The following is a 19,574-nucleotide window of genomic DNA, read 5'->3' on the forward strand; positions in this document are numbered from 1 at the left end:
TTGCGCCGCTGCTACAGGCGTTGCGTGTGTGCTGTGTCGGTGCGATTGCCGTGCTGGCGGGCTGTGCCAGCGAGAACGGTATCATCGACCCGCGCGGCTACAACCGCGAGGGGGTCGCCTCCTACTACGGCGCACGCCATCATGGCGCTCGCACCGCCAGTGGCGAACGCTTCGATCAGCACGGTCTCACCGCAGCCCATCGCCAGCTTCCATTCGGTACCCGGGTAGTGGTGACCAATCTGTCCAACAAGCGCAATGTAGTGGTGCGGATCAACGATCGCGGTCCACACTCGCGCGGTCGCCTGATCGATGTGTCAAAGGGCGCTGCCGAAGAACTGGGCATGCTGCGCAGTGGTACGGCCCGAGTGCGCGTGCAAACCCTGCAAGACTGACCTGGAGCCACCGTTATCCCCGATCTCGCCACCCTGCCCGGCCCGACCTTGCTGCAGCTGTTCGCAGGGCTGCTGCTGCTGATTGCCGGCGCCGAATCGCTGGTGCGCGGCGCCGTGCGCCTGGCGGCCGCGCTCAAGATCAGGCCGCTGGTAGTGGGCCTGGGCGTGGTCGCGCTGGGCAGCAGTGTGCCGCAACTGGCCGTCAGCCTGCAGGCCACGTTCGTTGGTACCCCGGACATCGCCGTTGGCAGCCTGGTGGGCAGCAACATCTTCAGTTTGCTGGTGACCCTGGGGCTGTCCGCGCTGATCATTCCGCTACGCGTTTCGCGGCAACTGCTGCGGCTCGATATTCCGCTGCTGATCGCAGCCAGTGCGCTGGTGTTCGGGCTGGCCCTGAACGAGCAGCTGGGGCGCCTTGAAGGCGGCGTCCTGCTTTTGGCGCTGGTCGGCTATCTGGGCGTACTGTGGCGCCAGTCGCGACATCCGGGGCGGGTGGCGGCAGCCCAGGGCACTGCGCCCTGGCTCAAGTGCCTGGGCATGATGCTCGCAGGCTTGCTGCTGCTGATCGCGGGCAGCCACTGGCTGCTTGAAGCAGCACTGGAGCTGGCCACCGATTTCGGCTTGTCGGACCGGGTAATCGGGTTGACCATCGTGGCCGTCGGCACGTCACTACCGGAACTGGCGACGTCGTTGGTCGCTGCCTTTCGCGGTCACCGCGAGATTGCAGTGGGCAACGTCATCGGCAGCAACCTGTTCAACCTGCTCGGCGTGCTCGGCCTGACCGCGGTGCTGGCACCCGCGCCTCTGAGCGTGTCACCCAACGCGCTGGACTTCGACCTGCCGGTGATGCTTGGCGTCACCCTGCTGTGCCTGCCGCTGTTCTATTCCGGATACCGGGTCACGCGGATCGAAGGGCTGGTGCTGCTGGGGCTCTACGTCGCGTACGGCCTGCACGTGATGGCGTTCACCACGGGCATGCCATTGGCGACCAGGCTGGAAGAGCTGATGCTGTTCTACGTACTGCCGGTGCTGGCGGCGGTGGTGCTGTGGGGCACCCTGCGCGCCTGGCGTCGACAGCACTGAACAATGCGACCGCTTACCCCGCCCGACGCTTCTTGAACATCCAGGCCACTGCCAGCACCCCAAGCCACAAGGGAATCAACAGCACCGAAATGCGGATTCCCGGCGTCATGTACATGATCACCAGAATGCCCGCCAGGAACAGCAGGCACACCCAGTTGGTGATCGGGTAGCCCCAGCTCGGGAAGAACGTCGTCTGACCGTTGGCGCGCATGGCCTTGCGAAACTTCAGGTGAGTGATGCTGATGATGCCCCAATTGATGACCAGTGCGGACACGGCCAACGCCATCAGCAGGCCGAATGCTTCGCCCGGCATCAGGTAGTTGATGACCACGCTCAATCCGGTCGCCAGGGCGGAAATCCCCAACGCTTTCATGGGCACGCCACGGCGGTTGACCTGGAGCAGGGTCCTGGGCGCATCGCCCTGCACCGCCAGGCCGAACAGCATGCGGCTGTTGCAATAGACGCAGCTGTTGTAGACCGACAGCGCCGCGGTCAGCACCACCACATTGAGCACGGTGGCGACCACGTTGCTGTCCAGCGCATGGAAGATCATCACGAACGGGCTGCCACCCTCGACCACTTTCTGCCACGGATACAGGGACAGCAGGATGGTCAAGGCGCCCACGTAGAACAGCAGGATCCGGTAGATCACCTGGTTGGTGGCCTTGGGAATGCTGCGCCTGGGGTCATCGGCTTCGGCGGCGGTGATGCCGACCAGTTCCAGGCCACCGAAGGAAAACATGATGACCGCCATGGCCAGGGTCAATCCACCGATGCCGTTGGGGAAGAAGCCGCCGTATTGCCACAGGTTGGCGACGCTGGCGTCCGGCCCACCACTGCCGGTGGCCAGCATCCAGGCGCCGAAGCCGATCATGCTGACGATGGCGGCGACCTTGATCAGCGAAAACCAGAACTCCATCTCGCCGTAGATCTTTACCTGGAACATGTTGATCGCGTTGATCAGCACGAAGAACACCGCGGCAGACGCCCAGGTGGGCACCTCCGGCCACCAGTACTTGATGTAGATGCCCACGGCGGTCAGTTCCGCCATGCCCACCAGAACGTACAGCACCCAGTAGTTCCAACCGGACATGAAGCCGGCCAGGCCGCTCCAGTAGCGGTTGGCAAAATGGCTGAAGGTGCCGGTGACCGGCTCTTCAACGACCATTTCGCCCAGCTGGCGCATGATGAAGAAAGCGATCAGGCCGCCGATGGCGTACCCCAGGATGACCGAAGGGCCGGCCATGCCGATGGTCTGGGCGATGCCCAGAAACAGGCCGGTGCCAATCGCCCCGCCCAGAGCAATGAGCTGGATGTGCCTGTTTTTCAGACCCCGATGCAGACCTTCGGGGGTGGATTGATCATCCATTGCGGTTCCTTAGCGGGTGAATGCTTGCGGGTGGGCAAGCAGCGTCTAGATCCAGCCGCCCCACTGCAACAGGAATATTCCGATATTGGTGGTGATGGCTGCCGCCAGGGTGGTGATCACGATGATGGCGGCGGCAAGCGAATAGTTGCCGCCGCTGGCCCGCACCATGACATAACCGACCGAGGCCGAAGGAGCGCCAATATACAGGAACAGAATGCCCAGTTCCGCCCCGCGAAAGCCCAACAGCCAGGCACCGAAGGTACCGACGATCGGCAGCAGGATCATTTTCACCGCGCTGGCGCTCAGCGCCACTGAACCACTGCTGCGCAATGCGGCCAGCGACAGGGTCCCGCCGATGCAGATCAGCGCCAGCGGCAGGCTCATCTGCGCGACGTAGTCGGCCGAGGTCAGGACCCAATTGGGAATGGGCACCTGCAACCAGGCGAAGGGCACGGCCATGACCACGCTGATGATCAACGGGTTGACCAGGATGCTCTTGCAGATGCTCAGCGGGTCGGACTTGATGTTCGGGCTGTAGATCGCCAGCACCACCACCGACAGCGAGTTGTAGAGCACGATCACCAAACCGGCGAGGATCGAGCCCAGGGAGATGCCGTAGTCGCCATACATGCTGCCTGCCAGGGCCAGGCCGATGACACCATTGTTGCCGCGAAAGGCGCCCTGGGTGAACACGCCACGGTCCACTTGCGGGCATCGCTTGGTGGCGATCCACCAGGCGATGGCGAAGCTGCCCACCGTGGCCACCACGAAATACACCAGCAGGCCTGGCTTGAGTGCAGAGCGCAGGTCGGCATGGTAGATGCCCAGAAACAGCAACGACGGCATGCAGACGTTGAACACCAAGGCCGAGGCGGTCTTGATGAAGTTGTCATTGATCCAGTCGATTCGCTTCAGCCCGTAGCCGAGAAACAGCATGGCGAACACCGGAGCGGTCACGTTCAGGGTCTGCAGAAATAGGGCGAGCATGCCGGGGAACCTGTTGCCTGGGGTCAGGCGACAATGATAGCGAGGATGTAGGGGTCAAGCGGGGAAATTCTGGAAGGGTATGGCAGGCAGGGCCCCTTCGCGGGCAGAGGGCTCGCCGACCGCCCCGCTCCCACAGAGATCCGCAGCGTATGCAGGATCCCCGTAGGAGCGGTCAGCGGCCGCGAAAGCCGCACCGCGGTTTCGAGGCTTACTGCGGACCCATCTTGTCCATCAGGGCAGCGAGCATTTCGTACTCTTCGCCGGTCAGGTCGGTCAGCGGGGTGCGCACCGGCCCTGCATCGTAGCCGGCAATCTTCGCGCCTGCCTTGACGATGCTGACCGCGTAGCCGGATTTACGGTTGCGAATGTCCAGGTAAGGCAGGAAGAAGTCGTCGATCAACTTGCCCACGGTGACGTGGTCTTCAGCGGCGATGGCGTGGTAGAAGTCCATCGCGGTCTTGGGAATGAAGTTGAACACGGCGGACGAATACACCGGCACACCCAGAGCCTTGTAGGCCGCTGCATAGACTTCGGCGGTCGGCAGGCCGCCCAGGTAGCTGAAGCGATCGCCCAGGCGGCGACGGATCGAAACCATCAGTTCGATATCGCCCAGACCGTCCTTGTAGCCGATCAGGTTCGGGCAGGTTTCGGCCAGGCGTTCCAGCAATGGCGCGTTCAAACGGCAGACATTGCGGTTGTAGACGATGACGCCGATGTTGACCGATTTGCACACGGCCTCGACGTGAGCGGCTACGCCGTCCTGGCTGGCTTCGGTCAGGTAGTGCGGCAGCAGCAGCAGACCCTTGGCGCCCAGGCGCTCGGCTTCCTGTGCATACTCGATGGCCTGGCGAGTGGAACCGCCGACGCCGGCGAGGATAGGCACGCTGGTAGCGCAGGTGTCGACGGCAGTCTTGATCACTTGCGAGTATTCGCTGGCGGCCAGGGAGAAGAACTCACCGGTGCCGCCGGCGGCGAACAGGGCGCTGGCGCCGTAGGGGGCAAGCCACTCCAGGCGCTTGATATAGCCTTCGCGATGGAAGTCGCCCTGGGCAGTGAAATCGGTTACTGGAAAAGACAGCAGGCCGTGATTGAGGATGGACTTTAGTTCTTGTGGATTCATTGTTTGAACACCCTGAGTCGCATGGAAAATTGAACAACCAAACAGCCATGGCTGGCTGATGTCGTACGTCATCGTACAACTACTTAAGCAGTTCCTCAATAGGTGGAACGAAGTATTTTCAGATGGTCCCGCATGCGCTTCACCTAACACCGAAGACACACGGGATCCCTGTAGCAGCGGCGCAAGCCGCGTCCGGCGGTACCGCGGTCTGCCAGATGCACTGCGCCAGCCGCCGACGCGGCTTGCGCCGCTGCTACAAGGGTTGCGGTGTTTCTGTAGCAGCGGTGCAAGCCGCGTCCGGTGGCACCGCGGTCTGCCAGATGCACCGCGCCAGACGCAGACGCGGCTTGCGCCGCTGCTACAGGGATTGCGGTGTTTCTGTAGCAGCGGTGCAAGCCGCGTTCTGCCAGATGCACCGCGCAGGCCGCCAACGCGGCTTGCGCCGCTGCTACGGGGCGGTCAGCCCCTGCCCGCTTCGGCTTCCTGGTGAGCCTGGCGCAAACGCTCGCGGCTGTTGGTCAGGTGCAGGCGCATGGCTGCGCGCGCGGCATCGGAATCCTGGCGGGCGATGGCGTCGTAGATTTCCTCGTGCTCGCGACTGAGTCGGGTCATGTAGTGCTGCTGGTCGTCATGTGCCAGACGTGCCGAATTCAGGCGGGTGCGTGGAATGATGCTGGTGCCCAGGTGCGTCATGATGTCGGTGAAATAGCGGTTGCCGGTGGACAAGGCAATCTGCAGATGGAACTGGAAATCGGACGCCACCGCATCGCTGGCATGGGCCGCGCTTTCGTTCAGCGCATCGAGGGCTGCGCGCATCGCCGCCAGTTGCTCGGGCGAGCGGCGACTGGCAGCCAACCCGGCGGATTCCACTTCCAGGCTGATGCGCAGCTCGAGCACGGCGAGCACATCGCGCAGGGTGACGATGGTTGCCGGATCGATGCGAAAACCACTCGGGCTGGGCGTATCCAGCACGAAGGTGCCGATGCCGTGGCGGGTTTCGACCTGACCTGCCGCCTGCAGCCGGGAAATGGCTTCACGCACCACGGTCCGGCTGACGCCCTGCTCTTCCATGATGGCCGACTCGGTAGGCAGCTTGTCGCCACGCTTGAGGTCGCCATCGAGGATGCGCTGGGTCAGCACGGCCACCAGTTCCTGGGCCAGGCTGCGCGGTTTGCGACGGGCGCGTGGGGCGGCGCTCTGAGTATCCATAGTGAAAGTCATTCTCGAAACGGTCGGTGATTGAAGCAATCATAGCCTAAAGCGGGTTGTACGATCATGGCATGAGCCGCCGCAGGGCCCGGCGGGCGGGCCAATGCCGCCTACCCGGGCGCGCAGGGCGCCAGCCAGAGCGCTCCACGCGAATTTACCGACGCACGGGGCGTTTCTGCAATTTGCGTTGCAGGGTACGCCGATGCATACCCAACGCCCGCGCCGTGGCGGAAATGTTGCCAGCATGCTCGGTGAGCACTCGCTGGATGTGCTCCCATTGCAGGCGGTCGACCGACATCGGATTTTCCGGCACCAGCGTGTCGAGGTCGGCATGTTCGGCCGACAGCGCAGCCAGCACGTCATCGGCGTCGGCGGGCTTGCACAGGTAGTTGCAGGCGCCGCGCTTGATCGCCTCCACCGCCGTGGCAATGCTCGAATAGCCGGTGAGAATCACCACGCGCATTTCCGGATCGAGTTCCAGCAGCTTGGGCAGCAGCACCAGGCCCGAATCGCCTTCCATCTTCAGGTCCAGGGCGGCGTAGTCGGGTACATCGTCCTGGGCCAGCTTCAAGCCTTCCTCGGCGCTGCCTGCAGTACTTACGCGAAAGCCTCGGCGGGTCATGGCACGCGCCATTACGCGGGTAAACGTGGCGTCGTCGTCCACCAGCAACAGGTGCGGCAGCTCTTCGCCTTCGACTTGGTTTTCATCAGTCATCGATCATCTCCTGGGACGCCACGGGGCAGGCGCAGCTCGGTGAGCGTGCCGCCCTCTTCATGACTATAGAGTTTTACCGAGCCGCCGGCGCGAGTCACGCTGGCCTTGCTCAAGAACAGGCCAAGGCCGAAGCCCTTGCCCTTGGTAGTGAAGAACGGTTTGCCGATCTGCTCGGCAATGGCCAAGGGAACACCCGCGCCGTGGTCGCGGATGACGATGAAGATGTCCTCACTGTCCCAGTCCAATTTGACCTCGAGGTTGTCGGGGCAGGCATCGGCGGCGTTGTTGAGCAGATTGAGCAGCGCCTGGGTGAGGTCGGGAGGCGGCGACAGGTGCGGCACCTCGCCTTGGCCCAGGCGGTGGAAACGGTAGCTGGACTCGGGGCGCATCAGGTGCCAGCGATTGAGGGCTTCGTCGAGCCAGGCGGTGACCGGCTGATCGACCACGGCCATGCGTCGGTTGGCTTCGGCGGCCCGCACCAGTTGCTGGAGGGTTTCCTTGCACAGCTTGACCTGATCCTGCAGCACCTGCAGGTCTTCCTGCAGTTCAGGCTGGGGATGGTCCTGGCGCATTTCCTTGAGCAGCACACTCATGGTGGCCAGCGGCGTGCCCAGCTCATGGGCAGCGCCCGCAGCCTCGGTGGCCACGGCCAGCAGTTGCTGGTCACGCAGGCCCTCTTCGCGGCGCTGGGCACGCAGCTGCTCCTGGCGCCGCAATTCTTCGGCCATCTTGGCGGCAAAGAAGGTAATCACCGAGGCGGCCAAAGCGAAGCTCAGCCACATGCCGTAGATCTGCAGGTTCTCACGACCGATCGGCAGGGTATCGAGGGGGTAGAAGTGCGCCAGCATGAAGGTGTAGCAGGCCAGCGCGATGCCTGAGAGCACCAGGGAGTAGACCCATGGCAGGGTCACGGCGGCAATGGTCAGCGGCACTAGATAATAGGACACGAACGGGTTGGCGCCGCCGCCCGAATAGTACAGCAGGACACTGTGGATCAGCAGGTCGCAGGCCAGTTGCAGGGCGTATTCGAGCTCGGTGACCGGCAACGAAAAGCGCAGGCGCAGGACGGTCAGCGCACAGAGTATGGCGGACACCGCCAGTGTGGTACTCAGCGCCAGCCAGGGCAACGGCAGCAGGTGCGTCAGGTAGGCGAAACCGACCGAACCGGCCTGAGCGGCCAGTACCAGGGTGCGGATGAAGGTCAGGCGCCAGAGGTTCTGGCGTGAAGCGGAAAGAGGCATAGGATGGGCGAGCATTTGCTCTCCAGTGAGCGCTGCAGGCGGATCGGTGCAAGTATAACCAACTCGACACGCCGACAGCGGAAACTGCGGCAAATGACCGCGCGAAACGCATGAACCTGGCTCGTTCAGGAACCGCATCCGGCCTGGCCAGTCTTACCCAGCACTTACAACAAGGAGTTTTCCATGCCCGTCATCACCCGCAGCGCCGCTTTGGTCCTTGGTGCGAGCCTGTTGGCCAGCCTTCCAGCACTGGCCGACGAAGCCCGCTACAACCAGATTTCCCTGCGCGCCGAGGTCAGCCAGGAAGTGCCCCGCGACCTGATGCTCGTGACCCTCTACAGCGAAGAGCAGAACGCCGACCCGGCCAAGCTCGCCGCCGGCATCACCGAGACCTTGAACAAGGCTCTCGCCCAGGCCCGTGAAGTCAAGGGCGTGATCGTGCGCCAAGGCAGTCGCAACAGCTACCCGATCTACGACGACAAGGGCCAGACCATCACCGGCTGGCGTGAACGCGCGGAAGTGCGCCTGGAAAGCGCCGACTTTCCCGCGCTGTCCAAACTCACCGGCGAACTGCTGCAGAGCCTGAAAATGGGCGCCATGGACTTCTCGATCGCCGACAAGACCCGCAAGCAGAGCGAAGACGCCCTGCTCAAGGAAGCCGTCGCCGCGTTCAAGGCCCGTGCTCAACTGGCCACCGACGCCTTGGGTGGCAAGAGCTACAAGGTGGTCAATCTCAACCTCAACAGCGCTGGCTACCCGCGGCCCTACGCGTCCGCCCCGATGATGATGAAAGCCGCCCGTTCCGACACCGCCCCGGTAACCCCGGACGTGGAAGCCGGCACCAGCGAGGTCAGCATCAACGCTGATGGCGTCATCGAAGTCATGATGCCTTGATGCCCTGCCGCCCTTGAATGGGCGGCTCTACCCCTTGTTACCCTTCATCTGCCGAGGCCCCCATGCACATCCCCGCCTTCAAGCCCTTGCTCCTGACCGCTGCCCTCTGTGCCGGGATGCCCATGGCCCAGGCCGCGAGCACGCTGGTGTACTGCTCAGAAGCCAGCCCCGCCGGCTTCGATCCCAGCCAATACACCAGCGGCACCGATTTCGATGCCTCGGCGGAAACCGTCTTCAATCGTCTGACCCAGTTCAAGCGCGGCGGCACTGAAATAGAACCTGGCCTGGCCACCTCCTGGGACGTATCGGCGGACGGTTTGAGCTACACCTTTCACCTGCGCGAAGGGGTCAAGTTCCACACCACCGACTACTTCACGCCCAGCCGCGATTTCAACGCCGACGACGTGCTGTTCACCTTCCAGCGACTGCTCGATCCCGAGCACCCGTTTCGCAAAGCCTACCCTTCGGAATCGCCCTATTTCACCGACATGGGCCTGAACACCAACATCAAATCGGTCAGCAAGCAGGACGAGCACACCGTCGTCTTCACCCTCGCCACGGTCGATGCCGCGTTCGTGCAGAACCTGGCCATGAGTTTCGCCTCGGTGCAGTCCGCCGAATATGCCGCGCAGCTGCTCAAGCAGGGCAAGGCTGCCGACATCAATCAGAAACCGATCGGCACTGGCCCGTTCGTGTTCAAGCGCTATCAGAAGGATTCGCAGATCCGCTACGTTGCCAACAAGGCGTACTGGAAGCCCGAAGACGTCAAGCTGGACAACCTGATCTTCGCCATCAACACCGATGCCGCCGTGCGCCTGCAGAAACTCAAGGCCGGCGAATGCCAGGTCAGCGGCTACCCGCGGCCTGCCGACATCGAGGTGATGAAACAGGACCCCAACCTGCGCGTGCTCAGCCAGCCCGGCTTCAACCTGGGCTTTCTCGCCTACAACGTGACCCATCCGCCGCTCGATCAACTCAAGGTGCGTCAGGCACTGGACATGGCGATCGACAAGCCCGCCATCATCAAGGCGGTGTACCAGAGCGCCGGCCAACTGGCACAGAACGCCCTGCCGCCTGCGCAATGGTCGTACGACAAGGGCATCAAGGACGCGCCCCACGACATCACCAAGGCGCGCGCGCTGCTCAAGGAAGCCGGGATCAAGGAAGGCACGACCATCGACCTGTGGGCCATGACGGTGCAGCGCGCTTCCAACCCCAACGCACGCATGTCGGCACAGATGATCCAGAGCGATTGGGCCAAGGTCGGCATCAAGGCCAACATCGTCAGTTACGAATGGGGCGAGTACATCAAGCGCGCCAAGAATGGCGAGCACGACACCATGATCTACGGTTGGACCGGCGACAACGGCGACCCTGACAACTGGCTCGGTGTGCTCTACAGCTGTGCGGCGGTCAAGGGCAGCAACTACGCCAAATGGTGCGACCCGGCCTACGACAAGTTGATCCAGCAGGCCAAGCTGAGCAGCGATCGCGACGAGCGTGTGAAGCTGTACCAGCAGGCGCAGCGCATCCTCAAGCAACAGGTACCGATCACACCCATCGCCAACTCCACCGTGTTCCAGCCCATGCGCAAGGAAGTGCAGGACTTCCGCATCAGCCCCTTCGGCCTGACGCCTTTCTACGGTGTCAGCCTCTCGCAGTGATACCTAACGCCCCATTGCAGTGCGCCAGCGTGGTGCAGTGGGGTCGATAAGCGTGCGTTCTGCTGCAAAACGTTATTGATCGTGCGTTCAACTATCGAAAAAATTATATCGATGCGACATTCGTGTACGCCCGTCCCACCGTTTCAGGCCCGATTGGAGGCAAACAGTTGATTTGGGTATGCCGCCTGCATAAGTATCGGCCGGGTCGGCCCACAAGGTCGCCCTCATTCTTAAAATGACAACAACTGAGGCCACCATGCTCAAAACCGCGGTCATTCCGTTCATCGTCGGGGCCGGCCTGCTTGCCAGCGCCCCTTTCGCCCATGCTGCGAGCAACCTTGTATTCTGCTCCGAAGGCAGTCCGGCGGGTTTTGACCCGGCGCTGTATACCAGTGGCACGGATTTCGACGCTTCTGCAGAAACCATCTTCAACCGTCTGAGCCAGTTCGAGCGTGGCGGCACCGCGGTCATTCCAGGCCTGGCGACGAGCTGGGACATCTCCGAAGACGCGCTGACGTATACCTTCCACCTGCGCGAAGGGGTCAAGTTCCACACCACCGACTACTTCAAGCCGTCCCGTGAATTCAACGCCGACGACGTGCTGTTCACGTTCAACCGCATGATCGACAAGAACATGCCGTTCCGCAAAGCCTATCCGACCGAGTTCCCGTACTTCACCGACATGGGCATGGACGAGAACATCACCAACATCGAGAAGCTCGACGATCACACCGTGCGCTTCACCTTGAAGACGGTCGACGCCGCGTTCATCCAGAACATGGCCATGAGCTTCGCCTCGATCCAGTCCGCCGAATACGCCGCCCAGCTGCTCAAGCAGGGCAAGGCCGCCGACATCAACCAGAAGCCGATCGGCACCGGCCCGTTCGTGTTCAACCGCTACCAGAAAGACGCGCAGATTCGCTACAAGGGCAACAAGGACTACTGGAACCCGGATGACGTGAAGATCGACAACCTGATCTTCGCCATCACCACCGATGCATCGGTGCGCATGCAGAAGCTCAAGAAGAACGAGTGCCAGGTCAGCGTATACCCACGCCCGGCCGACCTCAAGCCGCTCAAGGAAGACAAGAAGCTGCAGATGCCCGACCAGGCCGGCTTCAACCTGGGCTACATCGCCTACAACGTCACCCATGAACCGCTCGGCAACCTCAAGGTCCGCCAGGCGCTGGACATGGCAGTGAACAAGAAAAGCATCATCGAAGCCGTGTACCAGGGCGCCGGACAGCTGGCAGTGAACGCCATGCCGCCGACCCAGTGGTCCTACGACGAAAGCATCAAGGACGCCGGCTACAACGTGGAAGAGGCCAAGAAGCTGCTCAAGGAGGCCGGCGTCAAGGAAGGTACCGAGATCACCCTGTGGGCGATGCCGGTGCAGCGTCCCTACAACCCCAACGCCAAGCTGATGGCCGAGATGCTGCAATCGGACTGGGCCAAGGTGGGTATCAAGGCCAAGATCGTCAGTTACGAATGGGGTGAGTACCTCAAGCGAGCCAAGGCCGGCGAGACCGATGCCATGCTCATCGGCTGGAGCGGCGACAACGGTGACCCGGACAACTGGCTGGGCACCCTGTACGGCTGCGACGCGGTGAACGGCAACAACTTCTCGAAGTGGTGCGACAAGGACTACGACCAGTTGATCAAGACCGCCAAGGCCACGCCCGACCAGGCCAAGCGCACCGAACTGTACAAGCAGGCTCAGGTGCGCCTCAAGGAACAGGTGCCGATCACCCCGATCGCGCACTCCACGGTCTACCAGCCCATGAGCGCCAAGGTCACCGACTTCAAGATCAGCCCCTTTGGCTTGAACTCGTTCTATGGCGTAGGCCTGAAGGACTGACCCCGGGCATCTCTCATGACGCAGGCGGACGACGGACCGAAAGGTCCGTCGTCCACTTCGCTTGCACGAACGCCAGGATTTTTCCCACAGCACTACCGGAATACGCCGACATACACCTTAGTCAAATGGAACTAGCTTTCTTTGGCGACGGCCGTCCTATTCCTGCCAGGGGACTGGCGACCCACGATCGGAAAACAACAAGACAGGGACTATCATGCGACACACAAAGCTTTGCTCCGCCATGCTCGCTCTGGGCCTGCTCGGCCAGGTCGGCCTCAGCCAGGCCGCGAACAGCCTGGTGTACTGCTCCGAAGGCAGCCCCGCAGGTTTCGACATCGCCCAGTACACCAGCGGCACCGACAACGATGCTTCGCAACCGATCTACAACCGCCTGACCGAATTCGAAAAGGGCGGGACCAGTGTCGTTCCCGCACTGGCCACCAAATGGGACATCTCAGAGGATGGCCTGACCTACACCTTCCACCTGCGCGAAGGGGTCAAGTTCCACAGCAACGAAGCGTTCAAGCCGACCCGTGACTTCAACGCCGACGACGTGCTGTTCACCTTCAACCGCATGCTCGACCCCAACCAGCCGTTCCGCAAGGCCTACCCCACCGAGTTTCCCTACTTCGTCAGCATGAGCCTGGACAAGAACATCGCCAAGGTCGAGAAAGCCGACGACCACACCGTGGTGTTCACCCTCAACGCCGTGGATGCCGCGTTCGTGCAGAACATCGCCATGAACTTTGCCTCCATCCAGTCCGCCGAGTACGCCGATCAGCTGCTCAAGAGCGGCAACATGCGCGACATCAACCAGAAGCCGATCGGCACCGGTCCGTTCGCCTTCCAGCGTTACCAGAAGGACTCGCAGATCCGCTACAAGGCCAACCCGCAGTACTGGGACATGAGCCAGGTAAAGGTCGACCAGCTGATCTTCGCCATCAACACCGATGCGTCGGTGCGCATGCAGAAGCTCAAGAAGAACGAGTGCCAGGTGACGGCCTACCCACGCCCCGCCGACCTTGCGGGCCTCAAGGCAGACCCCAAGCTCAAGGTCATGGAGCAGGCCGGCTACAACCTGGGCTACATCACCTACAACGTTCGCCACAAACCGTTCGACCAGCTGGAAGTGCGCCAGGCGATGGACATGGCGGTGAACAAGGACGCCATCCTCAAGGCCGTCTACCAGGGTGCCGGGCAGAAAGCAGTCAATGCCATGCCGCCGACCCAGTGGTCCTACGACGAGAGCATCAAGGACGCGCCTTTCGACCCGGAGAAAGCCAAGCAGATGCTGCAGGCCGCCGGGGTCAAGGAAGGCACCGAGATCACCCTCTGGGCCATGCCCGTGCAGCGGCCGTACAACCCCAACGCCAAGCTGATGGCTGAAATGCTGCAGGCCGACTGGGGCAAGATCGGCCTCAAGGTCAAGATCGTCAGCTACGAATGGGGTGAGTACCTGGACCGTACCAAGCGCGGCGAACACGACGTTTCGCTGATTGGCTGGACTGGCGACAACGGTGATCCGGACAACTGGCTGGGCACGCTGTACAGCTGCGATGCAATTGGCAGCAACAACTACTCGATGTGGTGCAACCAGGACTACGACAAGCTGGTGCAGCAGGCCAAGCGCGTGACCGATCGCGACGAGCGCAGCGTGCTCTATCGCCAGGCGCAGCAGTTGCTCAAGCAGCAGGTGCCGATCACCCCGATCGCCCACTCCACCGTCAACCAGCCGGTCAGCGTCAAGGTCGACGGCTTCAAGGTCAGCCCGTTCGGGCGTAACGATTTCGGCGGCGTGAGCGTCCGCGACTAGATAAGCCAAGCCTCCCCTCGCCCCATGGCCATGCCATGGGCTTGGGGAGCTTTTGGCAAAAAAGAGCAAGCAAACGTTTGCAACTGTCACCACCCGCCATGGACTGGGCACAAGCCGCACTCGATAAAGCGGCAATAAAACCAAAAAATGTAAGGAGCTTCAGTTGAAAATCACCAAGAGAGCAGTACTCACGTTGTCCTTGAGCGGTTTCACGCCCCTGGCCCTGGCCGAAGAAGTCAGCCAGGCTTTCGTCCCTCTCACCGTCAAGACCAGCAGCGCCCAGGAGGAAGCCCAGGGCTTCATCGAGGACTCGAGCCTGACCGGCTCGACGCGCAACTGGTTCGCCAAGGAAAAAGGCAAGCGTGGCCTGACCTGGGGCATCAACAAAGGCAATGGCACCACCGAACGCACCGGCAGCCGCGATACCTGGGTACAGGGCACCATCGTCAACTACACCTCAGGCTTCACCCAGGGCACGGTAGGTTTCAGCACCGAAGTGGCGGCCTACAACACCGTGGCTCTGGAGCAAGGCAAAGGCCGCGTGGCTGGCGGCGGCAACCGCACCCTGACCGACCACGACGGCGAAGTGGTCGACCAATGGACCAAGGCAGGCCTGGCCAACCTCAAGGCACGGGTTTCAAACACGGTAGTGACCGCCGGGCGTCAATCGCTGAACACACCCGTTCTTGCCTTCATCGGCAACCGCGCCCTGCCCTCCAGCTTCGAGGGTGTCAGCGTGCACAGCGCCGAGTTCGACAACCTCGACTTTGACCTCGGCACCTTCAGCCGGGTGTCGCCGCGCACCGAGCAGAGCCTGAGCAAATTCAGGACCGAGTACGGCAACGGCACAACCACCGACCAGGTCAACATCTTCGGCCTCAATTACCAGCCGCTGAAAAGCCTGACCACCAGCCTGTACGCGTCCAACGTCAAGGATGTCTGGAACCAGTACTACTTCGGCGCTTCCCATGAACTGGGCGATGCCTCGGTGCTGGGCCTGACCACCGGTTTCAACTACTACAAGACCAAGGATGCCGGCAGCTCGAAGATGGGCGCCATCGACAACGACACCTACAGCCTGTCGTTGACCGCGACGCACAAGGCGCACAGCCTGACCCTGGCCTTCCAGGAAGTGAACGGCGACGAATACTTCGACTATTTGCACGAGACCAACGCCATCTTCCTGGCCAACTCGCTGTTCTCCGACTACAACGGGCCGAACGAAAAATCGTTCCAGGTCGGCTACGGGCTGGACATGGCCAGCTATGGCGTACCGGGGCTCAAGTTCAGCGTCTACACCGCGCGCGGCTGGGGCATCGATGGCACGCGCTACAAGGGTGGCGGCTATGACGGCATTCAGGCTCAGGACGGCGAAAGCCATTACGAGTACGGCTTCGGCACCTCGTACGCCGTGCAGGGTGGGCCATTGAAGGCCAGCACCATCCGCGCGACCTACAGTGCCCACCGCGCCAGCGCCAATCAGGTCGATGGCAGCCTCAACGAGCTGCGCATCGTCACTACCATTCCGTTCCAGATTCTTTGATCGGCGAGCGCTGCCCGTGGTTCGACGAATCACGGGCAGCGGCTACGCTTACGTGCGATTGCGAGGGCAACGATGAAAACGCTATCACTCAAGGCTGCCGTAGCCGCCGCCCTGCTCGGCATGAGCCTGGGCGCCAGTGCCAAACCGCTGGTGGTCTGCACCGAAGCGAGTCCCGAAGGTTTCGATATCGTTCAATACACCGGTGCGGTGACGGCCGATGCCTCAGCCGAAACGGTATTCAACCGCCTCGTCGACTTCGCGCCGGGCAGCACCGAAATCCAGCCCGGCCTGGCACGAAGCTGGGACATCAGCGAAGACGGCAAGACCTACACTTTCCACCTGCGCGAGGGCGTGAAGTTCCATACCACGGACTACTTCAAGCCGACCCGCAACCTCACTGCCGACGACGTGCTGTGGAGCTTCATGCGCCAGTTCGATGCCAATCACCCCTGGCACGCCAAGTCGACCATGGGCTATCCGTACTTCGAATCGATGGGCATGGGTGAGCTGATCCAGAGCATCGACAAGCTCGACGAGCTGACCGTGCGTTTCGTGCTCAAGCGCCCGGAGGCGCCCTTCCTGCGCGACATGGCAATGGGCTTCACCTCGATCTATTCCGCCGAATATGCCGACCAGTTGCTCAAGGCCGGCAAGACCGCCGAGCTGAACAGCAAGCCGATCGGCACCGGGCCCTTCGTGTTCGTGCGCTACAGCAAGGACGCCCAGGTTCGCTACAAGGCCAATCCCGACTATTACAAAGGCAAGCCACCGGCCGACCCGCTGATCTTCGCCATCACCGTGGACAACAACGTGCGGGCGCAGAAGCTGCGCGCCAACGAATGCCAGCTTGCGGTGTACCCCAAGCCGGACGACGTGCCTGGCATCAAGGCCGACCCGCAGCTCAAGGTCGCGGAAATGGACGCCCTGATGACCAGCTACGTGGCCATCAACACCACCCACAAGTACCTGAGCGACGTGCGCGTGCGCCAGGCCATCCAGATGGCCTTCGACAAGCAGACCTTCGTTCATACGCTGTTCGGCGAAGGCAACGCAACGCCGGGCGTGGGCCCCTACCCGACCACTCTGCTGGGCTACAATCATTCCCTGAAGGATTTGCCCTACGATCCGGCCAAGGCCCGGGCGCTGCTCAAGGAAGCCGGCGTTCCCGAAGGTACGTCGTTCACCATCTTTGCGCGCAATGGCAGCAGCCCGACCAACCCCAACTCAAGCCTGGCGGCGCAACTGCTCCAGGCAGACCTGGCCAAGGTTGGCATCAAGCTGGATATTCGCGTGCTGGAGTGGGGCGAGTTGATCAAGCGCCTGAAACTGGGCGAACATGACCTGGCTTTCTACGGTTGGGCCGGCGACAACGGCGACCCGGACAACTTTCTCAGCCCGAACCTGACGTGTGAAGCGGCGAAGAACGGCGAAAACGCCGCTCGCTGGTGCAACCCGGAGTTCGATGCACTGGTGAACAAGGCCCGCGAAGCCACTGAACCGGCAGCGCGCGCGGCGTTCTACGAACAGGCACAGGTCATTTTTCTCAAAGAGCAACCCTGGTTGAGCCTGGCGTATCCACGCCTGTTCTCGGCCATGCGCAAGAACGTCGAAGGCTTCCACATAAGCCCGATGACCAATAATAACTTCGCCACCACCCAGGTGAAGTAGAAAAAGACGCCCCGCTTCGGCGCCCATCCGGGCGGACGCGGGGCATGCCTAACCGGCTGATGAGGTACTACGCACGATGTTTAGTTTTATTGCCCGACGTGTGGGATTGCTGATCCCCACTTTCTTCGGCATCACGCTATTGACCTTCGCGTTGATACGCCTGATTCCCGGTGACCCTGTCGAAGTGATGATGGGCGAGCGTCGGGTCGACCCCGAAATGCACGCACAGGCGATGGAACGCCTGGGTCTGAACAAGCCCCTGTATGCCCAGTACCTGGACTACATCGGCAACCTTGCCCAGGGCAACCTGGGCGAGTCGCTGCGGACTCGGGAAAGTGTGTGGACCGAGTTCACCGCACTGTTTCCGGCCACCCTGGAGCTGTCCATTGCCGCGCTGATCTTCGCCGGCATTCTGGGCCTGCTCGCCGGGGTGATCGCCGCACTCAAGCGAGGCTCGCTGTTCGACCACGGGGTCATGGGCATTTCCCTGGCCGGCTATTCCATGCCGATCTTCTGGTGGGGCCTGATCCTGATCATGTTCTTCTCGGTGACCCTGGGCTGGACGCCGGTTTCCGGGCGCATCGACCTGCTGTACGACATCGAGCCGAAAACCGGCTTCATGCTCATCGACACGCTGTTCAGCGAAGACGAAGGCGCCTGGTGGGATGCCCTGCATCACCTGATTCTGCCGGCCATCGTACTGGGCACCATTCCCCTGGCGGTGATCGCGCGCATGACCCGTTCCTCGATGCTCGAAGTACTGCGCGAGGACTACGTGCGCACGGCGCGCGCCAAGGGCCTGTCGCCGGCCCGCGTGGTATTCGTGCACGGCCTGCGCAATGCGCTGATTCCGGTGCTCACGGTGTTCGGCCTGCAGGTCGGCACCCTGCTGGCCGGTGCGGTACTGACCGAAACCATTTTCTCCTGGCCGGGCATCGGCAAGTGGCTGATCGAGGCCATCGGCGCCCGCGACTACCCTGTCGTGCAGAACGGCATTCTGTTGATCGCCTGCCTGGTGATCCTGGTCAACTTCGTCGTGGATATCCTCTACGGCCTGGCCAACCCACGCATCCGTCATCAGCGCTGAGACCCTATCCATGACTACGAAAATCGAAACGGTAGCGGTGGATCAGAGCCTGCTCTATCCCTCCCCGTACAAGGAATTCTGGCAGGCTTTTGCCAAGAACAAGGGCGCCGTGGCCGGCCTGGTGTTCATGCTGATCATCGTCTTCTGCGCGCTGTTCGCGCCCTGGGTGGCACCGCACAATCCCAGCGAGCAGTACCGCGACTTTCTCCTGACCCCACCGGTATGGCTGGAAGGCGGCCAATGGCAGTTCATTCTGGGCACCGACGAACTGGGCCGCGATCTGCTTTCGCGCCTGATCCAGGGTTCGCGGCTGTCTCTGCTGATCGGCCTGTCGTCGGTGGTGATGTCACTGATCCCGGGCATCCTCATGGGTCTGCTGGCCGGCTTTTTCCCACGCATCCTCGGGCCGTCGATCATGCGCCTGATGGATGTCATGCTGGCGCTGCCGTCGCTGCTGCTGGCAGTGGCAATCGTCGCCATTCTCGGCCCTGGCCTGATCAACACCGTGATCGCCATTGCCGTGGTGTCGCTGCCTTCCTACGTGCGCCTGACCCGCGCTGCGGTGATGGGTGAACTGAACCGCGACTACGTGACCGCCGCCCGGCTGGCCGGGGCAACGCTGCCACGGTTGATGTTCATCACCGTGCTGCCCAACTGCATGGCGCCGCTGATCGTGCAGGCCACCTTGAGTTTCTCCTCGGCGATTCTCGACGCCGCTGCGCTGGGTTTCCTGGGCCTGGGCGTGCAACCGCCGACGCCGGAATGGGGCACCATGCTGGCCTCGGCGCGGGACTACATCGAACGCGCCTGGTGGGTGGTGAGCCTGCCGGGTCTGACCATTCTGCTCAGCGTGCTGGCAATCAACCTGATGGGCGACGGGCTGCGCGATGCGCTGGACCCCAAACTCAAGAACGCCGCCTGAGGAGCCGAC

The 19,574-nt window shown here is 62.2% G+C and carries 16 protein-coding genes; 10 read left to right on the forward strand and 6 right to left on the reverse strand.

Features of this window, described 5'->3' with window-relative positions:
* The first annotated feature begins 26 nt into the window (after nucleotides 1-26).
* Both IFT98_RS17145 and IFT98_RS17150 read left to right on the forward strand, forming a co-directional pair.
* A complete protein-coding gene (locus tag IFT98_RS17145; protein WP_342214182.1) occupies nucleotides 27-392 on the forward strand; it encodes a septal ring lytic transglycosylase RlpA family protein in 366 nt (121 codons plus the stop codon).
* Nucleotides 393-449: 57 nt separating this feature from the next.
* Nucleotides 450-1,475, forward strand: coding sequence for a calcium/sodium antiporter (locus IFT98_RS17150; RefSeq protein WP_192050830.1), 1,026 nt, complete (start codon nucleotides 450-452; stop codon nucleotides 1,473-1,475).
* A gap of 13 nt (nucleotides 1,476-1,488) precedes the next feature.
* Here the strand turns inward: IFT98_RS17150 and IFT98_RS17155 are convergent, their stop codons facing one another.
* The 6 genes from IFT98_RS17155 to IFT98_RS17180 all read right to left on the reverse strand — a co-directional run bounded on the left by IFT98_RS17155 (nucleotide 1,489) and on the right by IFT98_RS17180 (nucleotide 8,131).
* Nucleotides 1,489-2,844, reverse strand: a complete 1,356-nt coding sequence (locus tag IFT98_RS17155) for an amino acid permease (protein ID WP_192050613.1) — start codon at nucleotides 2,842-2,844, stop codon at nucleotides 1,489-1,491.
* A 45-nt stretch (nucleotides 2,845-2,889) separates the two neighbouring features.
* On the reverse strand, nucleotides 2,890-3,831 hold the full coding sequence (locus tag IFT98_RS17160) for an AEC family transporter (protein ID WP_192050611.1): 942 nt from the start codon (nucleotides 3,829-3,831) through the stop codon (nucleotides 2,890-2,892).
* 208 nt (nucleotides 3,832-4,039) lie between these two features.
* Complete coding sequence (gene kdgD / locus IFT98_RS17165) at nucleotides 4,040-4,951, reverse strand: 5-dehydro-4-deoxyglucarate dehydratase (protein ID WP_043186629.1); 912 nt, start codon at nucleotides 4,949-4,951, stop codon at nucleotides 4,040-4,042.
* A 459-nt stretch (nucleotides 4,952-5,410) separates the two neighbouring features.
* The gene (locus IFT98_RS17170) at nucleotides 5,411-6,160 is read right to left on the reverse strand and encodes a FadR/GntR family transcriptional regulator (RefSeq protein WP_122479524.1); all 750 of its coding nucleotides are present in this window, start codon (nucleotides 6,158-6,160) and stop codon (nucleotides 5,411-5,413) included.
* Nucleotides 6,161-6,314: 154 nt separating this feature from the next.
* Nucleotides 6,315-6,875, reverse strand: coding sequence for a response regulator transcription factor (locus IFT98_RS17175; RefSeq protein ID WP_122479525.1), 561 nt, complete (start codon nucleotides 6,873-6,875; stop codon nucleotides 6,315-6,317).
* The gene (locus IFT98_RS17180; protein WP_122479526.1) at nucleotides 6,872-8,131 is read right to left on the reverse strand and encodes an ATP-binding protein; all 1,260 of its coding nucleotides are present in this window, start codon (nucleotides 8,129-8,131) and stop codon (nucleotides 6,872-6,874) included. Before IFT98_RS17180 ends, IFT98_RS17175 begins: the two co-directional genes overlap by 4 nt.
* 168 nt (nucleotides 8,132-8,299) lie before the next feature.
* Between IFT98_RS17180 and IFT98_RS17185 the strand changes: the two genes are divergently transcribed.
* The 8 genes from IFT98_RS17185 to IFT98_RS17220 all read left to right on the forward strand — a co-directional run bounded on the left by IFT98_RS17185 (nucleotide 8,300) and on the right by IFT98_RS17220 (nucleotide 19,565).
* Nucleotides 8,300-9,010 carry an SIMPL domain-containing protein gene (locus tag IFT98_RS17185; RefSeq protein ID WP_192050610.1) on the forward strand — a complete coding sequence of 237 codons (711 nt, stop codon included), beginning with the start codon at nucleotides 8,300-8,302 and terminating at the stop codon, nucleotides 9,008-9,010.
* Between the two features lie 62 nt (nucleotides 9,011-9,072).
* Nucleotides 9,073-10,674 carry an ABC transporter substrate-binding protein gene (locus tag IFT98_RS17190; protein WP_192050608.1) on the forward strand — a complete coding sequence of 534 codons (1,602 nt, stop codon included), beginning with the start codon at nucleotides 9,073-9,075 and terminating at the stop codon, nucleotides 10,672-10,674.
* A gap of 256 nt (nucleotides 10,675-10,930) precedes the next feature.
* Nucleotides 10,931-12,532 carry an ABC transporter substrate-binding protein gene (locus IFT98_RS17195; protein ID WP_192050606.1) on the forward strand — a complete coding sequence of 534 codons (1,602 nt, stop codon included), beginning with the start codon at nucleotides 10,931-10,933 and terminating at the stop codon, nucleotides 12,530-12,532.
* 214 nt (nucleotides 12,533-12,746) lie between these two features.
* Nucleotides 12,747-14,345 (forward strand): ABC transporter substrate-binding protein, encoded by a 1,599-nt coding sequence (locus tag IFT98_RS17200; protein WP_192050605.1) that lies wholly within the window; start codon nucleotides 12,747-12,749, stop codon nucleotides 14,343-14,345.
* A gap of 163 nt (nucleotides 14,346-14,508) precedes the next feature.
* Complete coding sequence (locus IFT98_RS17205; RefSeq protein ID WP_192050603.1) at nucleotides 14,509-15,888, forward strand: OprD family porin; 1,380 nt, start codon at nucleotides 14,509-14,511, stop codon at nucleotides 15,886-15,888.
* Nucleotides 15,889-15,960: 72 nt separating this feature from the next.
* Nucleotides 15,961-17,556, forward strand: coding sequence for an ABC transporter substrate-binding protein (locus IFT98_RS17210; RefSeq protein WP_192050601.1), 1,596 nt, complete (start codon nucleotides 15,961-15,963; stop codon nucleotides 17,554-17,556).
* Nucleotides 17,557-17,632: 76 nt separating this feature from the next.
* Entirely contained in the window at nucleotides 17,633-18,643 is a 1,011-nt protein-coding gene (locus IFT98_RS17215) for an ABC transporter permease subunit (RefSeq protein ID WP_122479533.1), read from the forward strand.
* A gap of 10 nt (nucleotides 18,644-18,653) precedes the next feature.
* Complete coding sequence (locus tag IFT98_RS17220; RefSeq protein WP_049861914.1) at nucleotides 18,654-19,565, forward strand: ABC transporter permease subunit; 912 nt, start codon at nucleotides 18,654-18,656, stop codon at nucleotides 19,563-19,565.
* Nucleotides 19,566-19,574 lie beyond the last annotated feature (9 nt).

This window comes from Pseudomonas sp. CFBP 8770, from assembly GCF_014841705.1.
Classification (GTDB): Bacteria; Pseudomonadota; Gammaproteobacteria; order Pseudomonadales; family Pseudomonadaceae; genus Aquipseudomonas.

Bases quoted from the DNA above. Each gene is read 5' to 3' on its own strand.
- IFT98_RS17195 (WP_192050606.1), top strand. From the start codon at position 10,931: ATGCTCAAAACCGCGGTCATTCCGTTCATCGTCGGGGCCGGCCTGCTT.
- IFT98_RS17210 (WP_192050601.1), top strand. From the start codon at position 15,961: ATGAAAACGCTATCACTCAAGGCTGCCGTAGCCGCCGCCCTGCTCGGC.
- IFT98_RS17180 (WP_122479526.1), bottom strand. From the start codon at position 8,131: ATGCTCGCCCATCCTATGCCTCTTTCCGCTTCACGCCAGAACCTCTGG.
- IFT98_RS17170 (WP_122479524.1), bottom strand. From the start codon at position 6,160: ATGGATACTCAGAGCGCCGCCCCACGCGCCCGTCGCAAACCGCGCAGC.
- IFT98_RS17175 (WP_122479525.1), bottom strand. From the start codon at position 6,875: ATGACTGATGAAAACCAAGTCGAAGGCGAAGAGCTGCCGCACCTGTTG.
- kdgD (WP_043186629.1), bottom strand. From the start codon at position 4,951: ATGAATCCACAAGAACTAAAGTCCATCCTCAATCACGGCCTGCTGTCT.
- IFT98_RS17185 (WP_192050610.1), top strand. From the start codon at position 8,300: ATGCCCGTCATCACCCGCAGCGCCGCTTTGGTCCTTGGTGCGAGCCTG.
- IFT98_RS17220 (WP_049861914.1), top strand. From the start codon at position 18,654: ATGACTACGAAAATCGAAACGGTAGCGGTGGATCAGAGCCTGCTCTAT.
- IFT98_RS17190 (WP_192050608.1), top strand. From the start codon at position 9,073: ATGCACATCCCCGCCTTCAAGCCCTTGCTCCTGACCGCTGCCCTCTGT.
- IFT98_RS17215 (WP_122479533.1), top strand. From the start codon at position 17,633: ATGTTTAGTTTTATTGCCCGACGTGTGGGATTGCTGATCCCCACTTTC.
- IFT98_RS17155 (WP_192050613.1), bottom strand. From the start codon at position 2,844: ATGGATGATCAATCCACCCCCGAAGGTCTGCATCGGGGTCTGAAAAAC.
- IFT98_RS17160 (WP_192050611.1), bottom strand. From the start codon at position 3,831: ATGCTCGCCCTATTTCTGCAGACCCTGAACGTGACCGCTCCGGTGTTC.
- IFT98_RS17200 (WP_192050605.1), top strand. From the start codon at position 12,747: ATGCGACACACAAAGCTTTGCTCCGCCATGCTCGCTCTGGGCCTGCTC.